The following is a 16,582-nucleotide window of genomic DNA, read 5'->3' on the forward strand; positions in this document are numbered from 1 at the left end:
TAAATTTCACCTCCTCCCCCTGGACTAACGGCTGTGTTTTTCACAGCAGGGATTCCAATTATATATTCTATCACTAATTTGATAATAAAGCAACATATTTTTTTCTAAAATACATTGTTTTATTATTTTTCTACATCTTTTTCAAGTTTTATTTATCCAATGACTACCCGCTCTAATACTCTGATGGGTAAGTTTCAAGCCTTTGACTTTTTTTGAAGTTAACTTTTTGACCGGTAGTGTATATTCTCACTTTTTCAGCACCTGAAATAACCCTAAAGGCACGCTGATGATCTTTAATGATAAATCCTGATAGTGATTCAACTCCATAATCAAATAGCACAGGCGCCAGCGGAGTAGCAGGTCCTACCATGGTAACCCGTTTAGCGTTTTTTGACAATTCAAGCATTCTAGGCAAGGTTTTATCCATAATAGATGCACAAGTTATATAAACATAATCACACTCAGGCAACAAATATTCAGATGCAGATATAGGATAATCCCCGTCTTCTGGTTCCCATTCAATGATAGAAAGATCGCATATTGGCTCAAATAGATTTTCTAAATGTGGAAAATGTCCAACCACAGCAACTTTTTTACCTCTTACATCATTTTGAGACATAATAAAAGGATCAAATAACCTATCCTCAACCCGATTTGAATCTGAAAATTCCACCCCATTTTTTCTTGCCACTTCTGGATTATTATAATAAGCATTTATTGCAGCAACTCCAATAGAAGCTTCAACAAAGTTCCATGACTTTGCACAGGCTGCTACCTCACGCAGTGGTGCTCCAATCAAATTTTTTGTAAACATAGGCATTCTAGTTTCATAGGAGCGAAAACTAGCAATTCCTGATCCCTTTCCACTTCTAACATAGGAAGTTACACTTCCAGTTATAAGCTCATCAACTATAAAATCCTCTGGAATTCCATTTATCAAATCATCATATATTTCCCACATAACATACACTCCTTTTCACTACTTAAGTAAATCTTCTGTTATAATTTCACCTTCCCGCAGCCTGCTGCGAATCATCATCAATGTATTATCAAGCTTTTCAATAGCTGCAAGGCTTTGTTTTTCGGCATCAGAAATTTTTATAACTTTGTATATACCACCATTTTTAATAACAATACGTTTATCTGCACTAATAGCTAGCAGTGGATCATGAGTGGAAACCAAAATAATTTTTTCCTTTTTCGCCAAAAGCTCTATAGCCTGACGCCTGTCAATTCCGGCATTTTCAATTTCGTCAATTAATACAATAGGTGATTTACTTATATAAGCAGTGTCTGCGATCATTAAAGCTCTTGACTGTCCACCACTTAGCTGTGTCACTTTTGTATTTTTAAGAAATTTTTCACCAGCCAAATCATTTGCACACTTAAAACACTTTTCAACCACCTCATCAATGTTAGATGTCAATCTACTTTTTGCATGCATCTCTAAAAATTCACGGACAGTCAAATCCATGACAAAATTCATATTTTGTGAAAGTTGTGCCACCAGTTTGCCTTCCATATCAAAACGCTGAAGTTCATCAACGATCGCTCCATTTACCAGTACTTGCCTGCCTGTTGGAGTATCTCCTTGAGCAAGACACTCAATATCACTTAAAAGTCTACTTTTGCCAGACCCAGTCGGCCCTACAATGCTTATAACTTCTCCGGAACAAATAGTAAGTTTGATGTTTTCAGCTTCCTTTGACTTATTAAAGCCTCCTATAATCGTTATAGATGAAACATTGGTAGACAAAGCTTCTGTCTGTGTAAAAGTTTGAAGAAACTCACAAAAGCTCATCAAAATACTATGCCTGTCCAAGCCAAATTCATTTAAAATTTCTTCGTCTGCTTCTTCAAGTGCCTGAAATAGTGGACATTTCTTTGGAATGGCATCCAAACGAAAATTGGCAAGAAAATCTGCCGCAATAGGGTATGTCTCTATTACTTCCGCAAGATTTTTTTGGTTTATGTAATTCATTAATTCTTCCATTGTCATATCTTTTTAAACTCCATTTTTTTCATCATTCCCATTTGATAGGATTCTCCTATTTTCGTTTCCCCTGTACAATATGAACATATTGCTGCAGGCATTGTAAACTTAAGTTTCATATCTTTAAGGGTATTAATATCTCTGGTTTGCTTCAAATATTTTGACAACAAAAATGTCCCCTGCCCCGTAATACCGTTAACAAATACAATCTTTGCAGATGAGTTAGTCTGTTTTATATTAAAAGCAAATACCTCACGTTCCGCTTGGGAAACAATGTCCCCCTTTGTTACTACTATAATATCAGCAAATCTCACCATAGGACCTATCTTTCGTGGAGTGTTTATGCCTGACAAATTGTCTATTACACACACTGAAAGTATACCTTTAATGTAAGGTGAACAGCGATTACATAGACCAGCACTCTCTGTTATCAGCATATCAAAGCCGGATTGTACTCCCCACTGCACAGCATCTTCAATATTGCTAACAAAATAATGGTCGGGACATATCTTTCCAGAAAACCCAGTCTCTACAGGAATATCTGCTTCAATATATCGTAGATTATCAAAGGAAGTAAGACAATCGAATTTTACAACTCCAACACTTCCCTTTGGCATGTCCATACATTCAATCAGCTTTAAAATAACAGAGGTTTTTCCTGAAGATGGGGGTCCAGCAACAGTTATAAGTTTCATTTCAATCCTCCTCATATAAGTAATAAGAATAACAAATTATGACATCACATAATTTTGTTATTCTTGTTATTTTAGCTATTATTTTTTGAGCAAAGAATTTCCTACCAAAGCTTTATACTGATCTTCTGTCAGCTTGCAGTGATAAAATAATTCATAATATTTTGCTGCTTCCTTATAAACATCATACTGAGCTTTTTCTGGATATAATAACTGCGTAATCCAGATCATTCCCATATAACGATTTACTGATGGCGGATTACCCATCCAATTATATGGACCATTTGGCACTTCATAGTATTTTCCATTTTTAATTGCATCAAGCTTCTGCCATGCTGGATTATCTGCCACAGTGCTATAAATACTACCTGGAGCAAAGAGAATTACATCAGGATTCCATAAAGCAATCTGCTCCATATCCACTGGATCTCCACTTCCCTTGCTGGAGAACTTTTTAAGAACAGCAACATTGTTACTAACCTTATCCAAAATCTCAGCATGGAAAGAACCTTTTGCAAGTACACTAAGGCCGTCATTGCCGGAGCAGTATAAAACTTTAACCTTGCCATTCTCGCCTACAGCATTCATAATATCCTGGGTTTTTTTATAGGTTTGTTCACAATACTGTGCTAGAGCTTCTCCTTGTGCTTCTCTGCCCAGTAGTTTACCAAGTGTTCTATAAGTCTCAGGCATAGTAGCTGTGGTTGCATCAATATGTATAGTTGGAATATTGACCTTGCTTGAGATACTATTCATATCTTCCACAATGGTAGATTTAGCTTCTCCAACATCAATAACAACCTGTGGACTTAGCTTGGCAATTTCTTCAATATTCAAGTTTTTACCACCATAAAACTGTCCAATTACAGGAAGATTGTAATATTTTGAATCCAGATACTTTTTAGATTCTGTGGACCATTTGTCTGATACTCCTACAAGCATATCGGGAGCCAAAGCAAAAAGCACAATTTGAGCAAGAGAACCAGATGCTGCAATCTTGGTAATCTTTGCTGGAAGTTTTACCTGGCGTCCTGCAGAGTCTGTAAAAGTCACACTTTCACTCTTATTTGTTGACACAGTGCTTTTGCTGCAACCAGCTAGCGTAGATATCATAAGACAAAGCGCTAGCAGAGCCGCGAAGAGTTTTTTCTTTCTCATTTTAATTCCCCCTAAATAACTAAAGTATAATTAAGACCATATTAAGAATAGTCATAGCCTTCAAGAAATAACGCATTTTGGTATACAAACTTTTACCTTACCTCCGTATAAAGTCTGCATTTCAACGTCTATACCATATAGTGTTTGAATCAATGGTTCTGTAAAAATATCAGCAGGTGCACCACTTGCCAGTATCTTTCCGTTTTTAAGTGCTAGTACAGCATCTGAAAACTGAAAGGCTTGTTCTGGATTGTGTGTCGATTGAATAATAGTATACCCATCTCTAGTTAGAGATTTTATCTCACTCATAACACGAACCTGATTACCAAAATCCAAATTTGCTGTAGGTTCATCCATAATTAGAACTTTAGCCTCCTGTACCAATGCACGAGCAATTAAAACAAGCTGCCTTTCACCACCACTTATATGAGTGTAGCCCCTGTTTTTCAGATGCTCAATCCCCATTCTCTCTAAAGCCGCCAAAGCAAGCTTAATCTGTTTTTTTCCTGGGCTTGAAATGCTAGAGACCTGAGTAGTGGTACCCATAAGCACCATATCAAAAACACTGAAATTAAAGGATGGATAATGAGATTGAGGAATATAAGCAACTAGCTTGGCCATTTCCTTTGCACTAAGGTCTTTAATATCAATGCCATTAAAAAGAACTTTTCCTTTGTAGCCATTTAATAAGCCAAGTATGCAACGAAACATTGTACTTTTTCCTGCTCCATTTGATCCTATAATGGATAACAACTGATTATCATAAGCTGTAAAACTAATATCCTCAAAGATCAGATGGTCTCCATAGCTAAAAGAAAGCTTGGATACTTCAATACTCAATATGTTTCCTCCTTTCTTGTAATAAGATAGATGAAAAAAGGTGCTCCAATAAATGCAGTAAGGATGCCCAGCGGAATTTCTACAGCCAGCAAGTTCCTTGAAACATCATCTACTAGCAGAAGAAAAATCGCTCCGAGTAGCATAGAAGCAGGCATCAGATGTTTGTAATTGTTTCCTACAACTTTTCGTGCCAGATGAGGTATCACCAAACCTACCCATCCAATAATGCCGCTGACTGATACGCTGGCTGCTGTTACCATGGTGGCAAAAATAATAACAATCAGACGAATTCGCCTGGCATTTACACCCATAGTTCTTGCCTCATCATCGCCCATGGTGAGAACATTTAGCTGCCATTTTAAAAGAAACAGAACAATAAGGCCTACTGCCATAGGAATAATTACAAATTTAACCTGACTCATTTTAGCTCCCGCAAGACTACCTATTAACCAATATGTGATAAGAGGAAGCTGATCATTGATGTCTGCAACCAATTTGATATAAGAGGTTCCTGCTGAAAAAAGTGATCCGACCATAATTCCTGATAGGATTAATCCCAATATATTTTTGCCCTTAGCCCTCTTTCCGATGAAGTAAACCAGAGCAACAGAAAGCAACCCGAAACAAAAGGCACTGATTGTAATCATCTGGCTGTTTCCATAACATAAGATAGCTAATGCTGCACCAAAGGCAGCACCGGCTGAAGCTCCTAAAACATCCGGTGCCGCCATCGGATTTTGAAAAATCCCCTGATAGGCTGCTCCTGCAGCAGAAAGGCAACACCCTACCAGACAAGCCAAAATAATGCGTGGCAGACGGACATTTAAGAGAATAGCTTCAGTTTGATCCGTCCAAAAATGATTAATAGGATAGAATTTGGAGACCAGAATAGCAAGAAGATCTTTTGTTGAGATAGGATATCGTCCTAGTTTGAAAGAAGTTATAATAGTTACTATAAGAATAATTACAAGACCGAAAACCTTAAACGCATAGGCATTTGATGACTTTATTTTCAACATGCTTCCTTTTCCTCTTTCTTTCAAGTTTTTGCATTGTTATAGATTTTAATATTATGATGTAAACAAGCATGTACCAATATCATATGACATAAACAGAATTCTTGTCTCAACTTTTAAGCTAAAAAATTATCTTCCATTTTATACATATACATCTAAATATTCTAAAATACAACTATAGTTCTATATTGTGGTTTCAATAAAAATTCTATAACAATATCACATTTTATGTAAACATGTGGTTTGTAAATACTTTTGTACAATTAATGAGCACTGTTATAAAAACTAACATTATTATTTATATAACTCATTGTAATTTCTCTTCTTTAGGAATCATAACCACTTTAATTTCACTGAATCATTTGCTGGTATTAAGATTTCCGTTTCTATAGAAAAAATAAAAGCCACCTCAAAATAGAAATTAATTTCTATTTTGAGACAGCCCGTAATTATTTGCAAAGACATACAAAATTAATTATTCTTGTCCTCTAAAAATTTTATTCTTTCCTTAAATTGAGGTAAATATTCTTTGTGTGCAACTAACATTTCATCTAAAATTGTTTGTGCGATTTTCCCGCTTGGAACAAGTGGGTTAATTGTAAATGCTTGTAACGCAGTACTATAATCTCCTGTTACCGCAGCTTTAATAGTGGTTAACTCCATGTCTTTCATATGTTGTAACAATCCTCTGCTTGAAGAGTCAAAGGATCCCCATGAAAGTGGAACTGGCCCATTAGAAGTAATGATAGAACTTACTTCAACAACTACATCATCTGGTAGGTCAGAGATAGCACCGTTATTTTTCGTACTTACTACCATATGGCTACGCTTATCATTATATATGGAAGTAATTAATTCACATGCTGCATCAGAATAGTAAGCTCCTCCACGTTTTGCAAGTTGTGGTGGTTTTATACTTAAGTTAGGATCTTTGTAAAGTTCGAATAATTCTGCTTCTGTCCGTTTTACTACTTCTGCTCTAGTTTCACCTTTCTCAAAAGCTTCTAGCTCTTCTTTTAACATATCATCTGTAATATAGTAATACCTATGATACATACATGGTATAATTCCTAAATTGCGAACTTGTTCTGGTAAAAATCCAATATTAGGGATATTTTGAACTCCAGCTTTTTGCTCACCATTTTCATCAGGATTATTGTTTGGATTTATTGGACTCTTAACTCCTTCTAAAGCCTTCACCAATCCCTCAGGGGATGTATATGCAGCTTCAATTACATCTTTTGTTTTTTCTATTCCTGTTTTATCCCATACACGATGCCAATGGAAATGGTTTAATCCTCCAAAACGGAAGAATAAATCTTCCTCTTTTTCTTTTAAAGCTCCTGCTGCAATTTTACTACACATAATAGGTACATTACATAAGCCTACTACTTTATCCCAATGACCATAACGAATAACTGCTTCTGTCACCATTCCAGATGGATTGGTGAAATTAACTAACCATGCATTTGGACAAAGTTCCTTCATATCTTCCACAATATCTAATATTACAGGAATTGTGCGAAATGCCTTAAACATTCCTCCTGCACCATTGGTCTCTTGTCCAATTATTCCATGGGATAAAGGAATTCTCTCATCCTTAATACGAGCATCTAATAACCCTACTCGAAGTTGAGTAGAAACAAAATCTGCATCCTTTAGTGCTTTACGACGATCTAATGTTAAGTGAATCTCCCAATCTAGCCCTGCTGCTTTAACCATTCTCTTTGCTAAATTACCAACAATCTCTAGTTTTTCTCTTCCAGCTTCAATATCTACTAACCATAATTCTTTAATTGGTAATTCATCTTTTCTTTTTATAAAACCTTCTATTAATTCTGGTGTATAACTTGATCCTCCACCAATAGTTACTATTTTCAAATTCTTTTTCATATTCATCACTACCTTTCTATGACCATATTATAATTCAAACTATTAATCCTTAGAATATTTATAGCGCTTATAGTCACAAAGAGGACTGTTTAGTTACATGTTCCACCTAAAAAACAAAGTGTTTTTTGGACAGCAAAAACCCCCCTTAATTTTTTAAGGAGGGTTTTTAACACTCTGAAGGTGTTTTCATACTTTGCTTTTTTAATATAGTTAACTTAGCTAAAGCTTCAATTATGTACATTGCTGGAATTTGTGAAGTTATATCTACTTTCACCCATGAATTCTCATAGGCTAACTCCCTTTGTATATAATATGAAATATTATAATCTGACATTTTTGCTAGTGTGCTATTCTTACTATTGGTTATAGACACTACCGTGGCCTTACTTCTTTTCAATATTTCAGAATTTTGAACCAAAACCTCAACCTCACCCTCAACAGATAAGGTAATTATTATGGTTTCAACTGGTACTTCTAGATTTATTGGAAACATTGGATTGTTGATTCCTGTAGAAAAAATTCCAACATTACAAAAATATCGGCTAGCATAATCAGCAATTATTCCTGAATTACCTACACCTAAAAAAATAACATGTTTCTTTGACGCTATAATATTTGCGATTTTATCAAGCTGATTTTGAAAAGCTTCAGTATTTGCTCTTTGTAAGAAATCCATAACTATTGAAGAATCATACTTTTTGGGGCGATTACTACTCTTGTCTAATTCCAGCTTATATCTCACTTTGAATTCAGAAAATCCATCACAATTCAATTTCCTGCAAAATCTAGTGATAGTAGTAGTTGAAACATGAGCTTCATTAGCTACCTCTCTAATAGTCATATAGGCAATTTTTTCACTATTTTTTAATATAAAATTATAAACCTCATAATCTAAATCACTAAATTGACTTAAAACTTGGTTAGAAAATAAACTCACAATGTATCACCACCTTCCCAACATTATAAAATATAAAATGTTAAAAAACAAATTTCTATCAAAGTAGTTATTTATAGGTGGTTTCCATAGATAAATATTTCTTTATATAAATAATGGATAAAGCCAAGCCTTGAAGTATAATTTTCTTACCACAAAAAATTAATCATTATTATTAATACTATCATAAAAGTATTATCCTGAAAGGAAAAGACCATTTCTACTCTTAGTAATGTACAATATTCTACAGTTATTCAACAACGTAAGAAATATACGCATCAACTCAACCACACATTATGTTCATCTCGTTCAGTTAGACAAATTGGAATTTGTCTTTAAATTTATGCAAAAATTTCAGAATTTCTTTTTATTATTGCTTCAATTTTATTTTACCAGTAACATACTCCATCCCCAATACGTCTATCTATTCAGCATCAAAATCAATAAAGTACTTTCTCTCTGGTGTATGTATCGTGAGAGTTGCTAAATTAATATTGTCCTCTAAAATATCCACTCTGTATTCGAACATGATATCATCATTTTGCTTCTTCATGAATAAGTAACTTCCTTCTTCTTGATCCTCGGCCTCATCACTTATTTCAGCGTAGATTTCTTCGCCACTGACTTCTCCATGATATCCTGACTTTCTTATCTTTTCCTCTATTGCTTTAAAAAACTGCTCCATTTTTTCGCTCTCTTTCTTTTAAAATATCAATTTCTCTTCAAATCAAGTATATACTATGTTTCTAAATAACAGTAGCCCTAATCATTATTAATTAATGATCAGAGCAAAACCTCACTTATTAAGTTCACATGATTCTCAATGACCTCTAGGCTAATAATTACTTCATATTTTAATTATTGAATTAGATTATTATACCTTCAAAATGATCCATTTCATGTTGAATTATTTGTGCTATAAATCCAGTAAACACTTGCTTTTGCTTCTTGAAATTTCTATCAAGATACTCAACTTCTATCATTTCATATCTCTTTGTTTTTCTAAAGCCAATTAAAGATAAACAACTCTCTTCAGTTTCATAAATCTTTTCTTTATTTAATATAACTGGATTTATCATAGGCACAATAAGATTGCCTACCGTATATACCAATATACGCTTTTTTATTCCAATCATATTACCAGCCAATCCAACACAATTCTCTAGGTTTGCACTTAATGTATCTATTAAATCATCAATTACTACTATATCATTTATAGTTGCATCTTCTGATTTTTGTCCTAAAAACAATATATCTTTTACAATTGGTTTTATCATAATTCATACCTCTTTTTCAGTTATATTTTTTATAAATCATACTATCAAATTACTATTTATAATACTCAACCTTAAATTGGAATTTGACGGGCTGAGGTTATGCTCATAACCTCTATGGTAAATGAAAATTATAGTTCAACATCTACCTTGTATTCGTCATCAATCAGAATATAATCGCATCTATATTTTTTACACATTTCTAAATTAGAATCATTTTCTTTTATCAGCATTCCTGGACTTAAAAATGAATCATCAAGGCGACCCTCTATTATATTTTCATATCCTTTAATATCTGAAAAGTGATTATCAATGTATTTTTTTGTCATTACAAGACAATAATACTGAATGTGCTCAAGATATTCATCGCTAAAATCATCCTTCCAGTTGAAGGGAATATAGCACCCCTCTACAACCAAATTTTGATTGTTTTCTATTGCAGTTTTTACCATTTCCCTTACAATCGGCCATAAGTAATTTGTTAATAGGTCATCATCTTCCGGAGTAAGGATAGTCTGTCCACTGCGAATTAAACCCATCTTCAAATGGTCTATAGATAGATATGGATAACCATATTTTTTAAGTAACTTCTGGGCTAAAAGTGTTTTTCCTGTATGTGAACTACCAGCAATTAGAATTATCATTAAAAATTCACTCCCTAATGTAGGTTATATAAATAGTCCATACTTCAAATTACTATTTGTCTACAGATTTTAAAATAATTTTTACTCCGCTGTTTAAGAAGAATGCGAACTAAATTAATTTATAAAGGTGTTTTTTACCCTCTTAGATTTTATAAAATAAGTAATCCAAATAAGAGACGCTATTACAGATGATATTAGCTTAATATAATCCTCTCTAGTATATTCTTGAGTCAAATATGGCACCTGACTTCTAGCAATTACTACAGCAATAGGATATATGGCTAACAAAATATAGAAAATTATCATCATATTAATTGCCCTTTTTTTAGCATTAAAAAAGAATATAAGAGTAATGGCAATGTAAATTAATAACCCCATTTCAATTATAGTTTCAAATAAAATTACGGGTTTCCAGTTAGGGCTATAGTATAGATGACTTGGATTCGCTAAGGTATTTAATAATTTCGAATTATCTAAAATAGTTAAATTGTATTGTAATGACATAAACAAATTAAGAAAGTTACTAAAAACCTGTAACATTACAAGTATTAACCATCCACGTATTCCCTTAGGTCTATCTAGTGTTTTAACCTCAACAGAATTTAACTCATCATGGATTTCTTGATTATCCATAAACTTACTCCTCGCATTATTAATAATTAACACTATTCAATAACTTATGAACATAAATTAAATTCCTAAGTATTTACATATTAATTATACCATAAATTAACAATGAACACGAAATTTATTTATACTTCTAAAAGAAAGGAGAGCACTTCTGCTCCCATCATTATAAACAATTTTAGTTCGTCTAACAAAACTATTGTTTAGATATTATAAATCTATGATTAATGAATATAATAAGAATAATGTGCTACAACTCTTTAATTTTTTATCTTATTCTTTTCGTTTATAAATCAAAGATATTGGACCATCTTCGAAACTTAAACTTCTATAGAATTTCTCATTTTCAATATCTCCCCTTAGCATGTATGTAACTTGTTTGCTACTATCTAATATCGTATTTATTAAAACTTTACCAATACCTTTTCTTCTGTATTTTGAATCAACTACTACATTATTTATTTGTCCATTAAATACATAATCAGTTGTACATCTGGCAAATCCAATCATTGTTTCTTCATCCCATGCAGTAACTACTATTTGAGAATTTTCTACCATAGTTTTTAATCTATTAATATCATCGGTTTTATCAGTCCATCCTACCTCATTAAATAAAGTTTTTAACTTATCATAATCAACTTTTTTGTCTGTACGATACATAGTCATAGTATAACTCACTCCCTTTAATCAATTTTCTAAAAACTTGACGCATTAATTTACAAATATGACTTTATGTATTAATATAATTATATAAATTCTTTTAGTATAAATAGTCCTACATTCTTTTAATCAGAAGTGTAGAACTTATTAGTTTTACAATAATATCAAATATACGCATCGACTCAACCACACATTACGTTCATTTTGTTCAGTCAGACAAATTGGAATTTATCTTTATGTTTAAAGAATTTTAGTAAAATAATAGCGTTTTCCCGTGACAGGATAGTTTTCTAATGCAAACACTTCTTTGTACCCATGCTTTTTATAAAATTCAGGTGCTTGAAAACTAAAAGTATCTAAAAATGAATACTTGCAACCACGCTCTTTCGCTGTTTTTTCTGCCTGATTTAAAATATTACTTCCAATATTATGGCCCCTTAATTCTTCACTTACCCATAGGAATTTTATAAACAACCAATTACCATGTGTATTTCCAATTAGACCAGCAATCTTTTTCCCTCTTTCATCTTGTAAATAAACGCCTAAATCCTTTGGATTTTTATCTTCAATTCTCGCTAAATTATATTCTAATAAACCTTGAAAAATAATATCTTCATCTTGCCTCTTTATTTCATCAGTAATCTCAATTTTCATTTTGACTCTATCCCTTCTTTGTTAACATTTAAACATATATAAATTTGAATTTACTTACCATATTTTTATGTTTTCAGTAAAGACTTCTTCTCCATCTTTCTTTGCTATAACAGTTAAAGAACAAGGAATAAAACTATTGCCTCTATACTCTGGTTTACACTCATAGCCATTAACCTTTTCCTGCTCTAGCAAATTTTCAACCATATTATCATATCTGTCCTTTAATGTAACTACTACTGGAGGCACATATCATGAAAATTATACCATGATATCTATATATCTTCATTGCTTTGCAGAAAACATAGGTATTTTCAACACCACATTATTCGATTTTCAAAGACATTGTTTACATTTTCAAGTTCAATAGTTACGTTACACTATTTTTCATATTAAGCATTAATCTAATAAAAAATAAAATAAAAAGAGCATTTCTGCTCTTGACCTTACACATAGTCTTTGAAGTACGATATAAAAAACACCATAAAATTCACTTATAAATAATACGGCACTTTGTGTATTTTTACTATTTACCCAAAATTCACTATAATTTTTATGTATCTTAATCATATAATGTCTGCAATAAAGCGAGTTACCACTAATTTAGTATTATGTTACATTTTTTATATAAGGTAGCATCTTATTAAACATCTCTTTAGTTATTGTCCCTTTTTCTTCATCTGTTAGTTCTAAATAATCACCTATTTCTGGATAGAATTCTTGAACATTAAATATGAAGTTTGACAATGATACTAAAAATTTAATTATGTGGTTATTAGTGCTATTACTACAAATAAGCTGATCATCAAAGGAAATACTACCATACCTAGGAAAATATAAAAACTCTTTGTCAATATCAATATTATAAATCTTTTTTAATTTATAATTACTATCACTATAAATAAATAGTCCATCATTTATGCTCAAAATCGCATTATGTTTGAAACAACTCTCAATGCCATTTTTCTCATAAAAACTTTCAATTTCATCTATAATATTTGAATTAAAATTTTTTATACTTTCACATATTAGAAATGAAAATGGCAACTCATAAGGATTATTGTAATTTAGTTCCCCAGTGGTTTTACTTACTAACCTACATGGATTTTGAATTTTTCTAATAGCTTTATTTTTTGCTAATTTAATAAGGGCTTCAAATAAGGCATTTTTATCCAACGTTGATTTTATTTCACCAATACCAATAACAGTTTCTGTAGGGAAAAATTTCGTATTTTCATCAATCTCTATTAATGGTGTATTGTTAAAATCATATATTAAAATATCTATCTGAGTACTAACCTCATCCTGGGGATTTAATATGAATCCTGAAGAAATTTGATATTTTGAGGGAATAGCAAATTCTAGTAATTTTTTACATATATTCTCTCTATATGAACCATATTCACCAGCATGAATCAAATTATTTTTCTTATTTAAATCCTCAAATAAACTTGATGAATACTTAAAATCCCTAATAAATTGTTCTATCTTCTGTCTCATAATTTTTTTATAAATCAGCATCATTTCACTCCTAAATTTTATAAATTAACATCTAGCTTCTTTCTATGATGTTTCTTTAAACATATAATTTTTTAATTACCTAATATATAGTATTTTGATACTTTGAAACTAAACTATGAATTAATCTATATACAAATTATATCACATTATTGAAATTTTTGTATTAGTCACTTTAACTTTGTAACTTATCAAATACCATATTATCCACTTTTTAAAGAGCATTGTTCATATCTTCTTTCTATACAGTTACGTCACATAGTTTTTGAAATGCGACACAAAAACACCACAAAATTCAAACTGAATAATGCGGTGCTCTAATAAATTATTCGTTTTTTCAGTGGATCTATGTCAATATCTTGGACACCAAAAGTTGAACAAATTATGAAGATTTTCTAGCTAAATCTTCACATTTTTGTGGAGTCATATATCCAATGCTGCTATGCAATCTTCTTATGTTGTACCAGGATTCTATATATTCAAAAATAGCAAGCCTAGCAGAATTAAAATCTAAGTATGTAACAAGATTTACCTCCTCCTTCTTAAGGGATGCATGAAAAGATTCAATACAAGCATTGTCATAAGGACATCCCTTAGAGCTAAAAGAGTGAGTGATCAAATTAGTGCTTACTATATATTCTTTAAAGGCGGAGCTTATATACTGACAGCCTAAATCGCTGTGAAGTATAAGGTTATTAGTTGGCTTCTGAAGCCTTACGGCATTTTTTACTGCCTGTAGCGCTAATGTAGTATCAATTGATTTGGACATGGCGTAGCCTATTATTTTCTTACTATATAGATCCATAACCGAGGCTAAATAACACCATCCATCCTTGATAGTATGAATATAGGTTATGTCAGTTACCCATTTCTTATTGATGCTCTCAGCTTGAAAGTCTCTTTTGAGTATATTTTCTTTCTCTTCTACTTTATGCTTAGAAGTAGATGGTCTATATTTCTTTGTTATTACAGATTTTACTCCGATTTTCTTCATCAACCTTTGAGTTCTTTTTATGCTGATTGTTACACCAATTGCATTTAGAGATGCGTGTATCTTATGGGCTCCATAACGGCCTTTACTAGCTTTGTGTATATCTATAATTGCTTTCGCAATGTTATTATTCTCTAAATCTCTTTTGCTAGGCTTCTTTTTTAGGTATTGGTAATAAGAGCTCCTAGATACCTTAAGAACTTTGCACATTAGTTTAATATCATGATATTTCTTGTTGGCTTTTATAAATTCGAATACCGATGCTACTTCCTTGCGAATATGCCCATAGCTTTTTTTAGTATTTCATTTTCTTCTTCAAGCTTTGCCATTTTCTTAATCATTGCTTGATAATCTGCTGCTGTTATTGCTGTATCTTTACCTATAGCGACAGGTTTATTTTTTTTAATCCATCCAGTTATGGTTGATTTAGAAAGGGCATATTCACTACTTAACTCTGCTAAAGTCTTTCCAGAGTTGTACAATTCTATTATTGTATTTTTAAATTCTTCCGTATATTGTTTTTTGCCTCTTGCCATTGTAACACTTCCTTCTCTTTTCTTTATTGTAAAGTGTTCGGCTTTTCGTGTCTACAATATTATACTAACATCACAGTTGTTACGTTAAAGATGAAGATTATGCCATTAAATTATATTAAGGCTATTCATATTTCTTTTCAAAACCCTTCCATCCTGTATACCCCATTAGCATTCCGAACAGAGGTGATACAATGCTAAAAACAATTAGTTTAGTTGTAAATGTTTCTTTGTAAATAAAGTTAAACGTATAACTACTTTCTATAAAAGGGACTAAAAATACCCATATTAAGAAGAAAGATAATCCGTAGTAAATTATTCCTGTTTTAAGTATATATGACATTAATCCTTTACTTTTTATTTTTTCCCATTTTGCTAAACGCTTTTCTTGTTTGTCCATATTCCTCCACCTCCATTTTTATCTTTTAAGATTATTTTGCCATATATTACAACTTCGAACTAAACATATATAAATCATAACATATTTTCAATATTATTATATGGAAGTTTTCAACAAAGGAATAAGTACTTATTTTTTTACACCGCATTATTCGATTTTCAAAGAGCATTGTTTGTATTTTCATATTCAAAAGTTACGTCGCTTTATTTTCATATTACGAAATAAAAGCACCGTGGAATTCAGTCTTACTAAATAATACGGTGTTCTTGTAAATTGTTCGTTTTTCAGTTGTTACGTTGAATAAGAAAAACATGAATTAACTTAACCAGACATTATGCTTGTTTTGTTCAATCAGACAAATTGGAATTTATTTCTCAATCATTCTGAATTCTTTTTCCACCAAATGCATGAATTGTCCTAGTCCCTGCAATACATTTACCATGATGTGGTGTTCCCTTAGGCACTAAAAGTTCATCACCAGGATTTAAAACATGTTCTATGCCATCAAATATTTCTATATATTGTCCAGCAACACAAACAGTATATTCATCAAATTCATGTGTTTGTTCTTTTGATTCTCTATCAGAATAATACGTCCAGAATGCCATTTGACTACCATCTTTTCCTTCAAAATAATATCCATCAATATCTGGCGTATTTTGTTGTTTAGATGGAACTTTGTTCATCTCTTTTTTCATAAACTTAGGAAAATCTTTCATAATTATAATCACTCCCACAAATTACTATTTATATTACTC

General features: G+C 31.9%; 19 protein-coding genes. All 19 read right to left on the bottom strand.

Going from position 1 to position 16,582, the window contains the following annotated elements; genetic code table 11:
- Positions 1 to 172 precede the first annotated feature (172 nt).
- Positions 173 to 961 carry a DUF364 domain-containing protein gene (locus tag RCG18_RS24625; protein ID WP_308038616.1) on the bottom strand — a complete coding sequence of 263 codons (789 nt, stop codon included), beginning with the start codon at positions 959 to 961 and terminating at the stop codon, positions 173 to 175.
- Positions 962 to 979: 18 nt separating this feature from the next.
- Positions 980 to 1,999 carry an ABC transporter ATP-binding protein gene (locus RCG18_RS24630; protein WP_308038617.1) on the bottom strand — a complete coding sequence of 340 codons (1,020 nt, stop codon included), beginning with the start codon at positions 1,997 to 1,999 and terminating at the stop codon, positions 980 to 982.
- Complete coding sequence (locus tag RCG18_RS24635; RefSeq protein WP_308038618.1) at positions 1,996 to 2,688, bottom strand: GTP-binding protein; 693 nt, start codon at positions 2,686 to 2,688, stop codon at positions 1,996 to 1,998. The genes RCG18_RS24630 and RCG18_RS24635 overlap by 4 nt, the downstream gene beginning before the upstream one ends.
- Positions 2,689 to 2,766: 78 nt before the next feature.
- Positions 2,767 to 3,843, bottom strand: a complete 1,077-nt coding sequence (locus RCG18_RS24640; RefSeq protein ID WP_308038619.1) for an ABC transporter substrate-binding protein — start codon at positions 3,841 to 3,843, stop codon at positions 2,767 to 2,769.
- 60 nt (positions 3,844 to 3,903) lie between these two features.
- Entirely contained in the window at positions 3,904 to 4,683 is a 780-nt protein-coding gene (locus tag RCG18_RS24645; RefSeq protein ID WP_308038620.1) for an ABC transporter ATP-binding protein, read from the bottom strand.
- Entirely contained in the window at positions 4,680 to 5,702 is a 1,023-nt protein-coding gene (locus RCG18_RS24650; protein WP_308038621.1) for an iron ABC transporter permease, read from the bottom strand. The genes RCG18_RS24645 and RCG18_RS24650 overlap by 4 nt, the downstream gene beginning before the upstream one ends.
- 468 nt (positions 5,703 to 6,170) lie before the next feature.
- Positions 6,171 to 7,592: a 6-phospho-beta-glucosidase gene (locus RCG18_RS24655; protein WP_308038622.1), complete on the bottom strand. Its 1,422-nt coding sequence runs from the start codon at positions 7,590 to 7,592 to the stop codon at positions 6,171 to 6,173.
- 166 nt (positions 7,593 to 7,758) lie between these two features.
- A complete protein-coding gene (locus RCG18_RS24660; protein ID WP_308038623.1) occupies positions 7,759 to 8,529 on the bottom strand; it encodes a MurR/RpiR family transcriptional regulator in 771 nt (256 codons plus the stop codon).
- Positions 8,530 to 8,950: 421 nt separating this feature from the next.
- Positions 8,951 to 9,211 (bottom strand): hypothetical protein, encoded by a 261-nt coding sequence (locus tag RCG18_RS24665; RefSeq protein ID WP_211142903.1) that lies wholly within the window; start codon positions 9,209 to 9,211, stop codon positions 8,951 to 8,953.
- 181 nt (positions 9,212 to 9,392) lie between these two features.
- The gene (locus RCG18_RS24670; protein ID WP_211142904.1) at positions 9,393 to 9,803 is read right to left on the bottom strand and encodes a peptide deformylase; all 411 of its coding nucleotides are present in this window, start codon (positions 9,801 to 9,803) and stop codon (positions 9,393 to 9,395) included.
- Between the two features lie 128 nt (positions 9,804 to 9,931).
- Positions 9,932 to 10,444 carry an adenylate kinase gene (locus tag RCG18_RS24675; protein ID WP_308038624.1) on the bottom strand — a complete coding sequence of 171 codons (513 nt, stop codon included), beginning with the start codon at positions 10,442 to 10,444 and terminating at the stop codon, positions 9,932 to 9,934.
- Positions 10,445 to 10,558: 114 nt separating this feature from the next.
- Positions 10,559 to 11,077 (bottom strand): DUF2569 domain-containing protein, encoded by a 519-nt coding sequence (locus RCG18_RS24680; RefSeq protein WP_308038626.1) that lies wholly within the window; start codon positions 11,075 to 11,077, stop codon positions 10,559 to 10,561.
- A 267-nt stretch (positions 11,078 to 11,344) separates the two neighbouring features.
- Complete coding sequence (locus RCG18_RS24685; protein WP_308038627.1) at positions 11,345 to 11,737, bottom strand: GNAT family N-acetyltransferase; 393 nt, start codon at positions 11,735 to 11,737, stop codon at positions 11,345 to 11,347.
- Positions 11,738 to 11,971: 234 nt separating this feature from the next.
- Complete coding sequence (locus tag RCG18_RS24690; protein ID WP_308038628.1) at positions 11,972 to 12,385, bottom strand: GNAT family N-acetyltransferase; 414 nt, start codon at positions 12,383 to 12,385, stop codon at positions 11,972 to 11,974.
- 54 nt (positions 12,386 to 12,439) lie between these two features.
- The gene (locus RCG18_RS24695) at positions 12,440 to 12,631 is read right to left on the bottom strand and encodes a hypothetical protein (RefSeq protein ID WP_308038629.1); all 192 of its coding nucleotides are present in this window, start codon (positions 12,629 to 12,631) and stop codon (positions 12,440 to 12,442) included.
- A 360-nt stretch (positions 12,632 to 12,991) separates the two neighbouring features.
- Entirely contained in the window at positions 12,992 to 13,882 is an 891-nt protein-coding gene (locus RCG18_RS24700) for a DUF6602 domain-containing protein (protein WP_308038630.1), read from the bottom strand.
- 400 nt (positions 13,883 to 14,282) lie between these two features.
- A protein-coding gene (locus tag RCG18_RS24705; RefSeq protein ID WP_308037684.1) for an IS3 family transposase occupies positions 14,283 to 15,427 on the bottom strand; the annotation gives its coding sequence in 2 pieces (ribosomal slippage) (positions 14,283 to 15,181 and positions 15,181 to 15,427; 1,146 coding nt in all).
- A gap of 121 nt (positions 15,428 to 15,548) precedes the next feature.
- On the bottom strand, positions 15,549 to 15,824 hold the full coding sequence (locus RCG18_RS24710) for a hypothetical protein (protein WP_308038631.1): 276 nt from the start codon (positions 15,822 to 15,824) through the stop codon (positions 15,549 to 15,551).
- A 374-nt stretch (positions 15,825 to 16,198) separates the two neighbouring features.
- Positions 16,199 to 16,543 (bottom strand): cupin domain-containing protein, encoded by a 345-nt coding sequence (locus RCG18_RS24715; RefSeq protein ID WP_308038632.1) that lies wholly within the window; start codon positions 16,541 to 16,543, stop codon positions 16,199 to 16,201.
- Positions 16,544 to 16,582: the final 39 nt, after the last annotated feature.

The sequence above is a fragment of the Clostridium sp. OS1-26 genome (assembly GCF_030915445.1).
Taxonomy (GTDB): domain Bacteria; phylum Bacillota; class Clostridia; order Clostridiales; family Clostridiaceae; genus Clostridium_AM.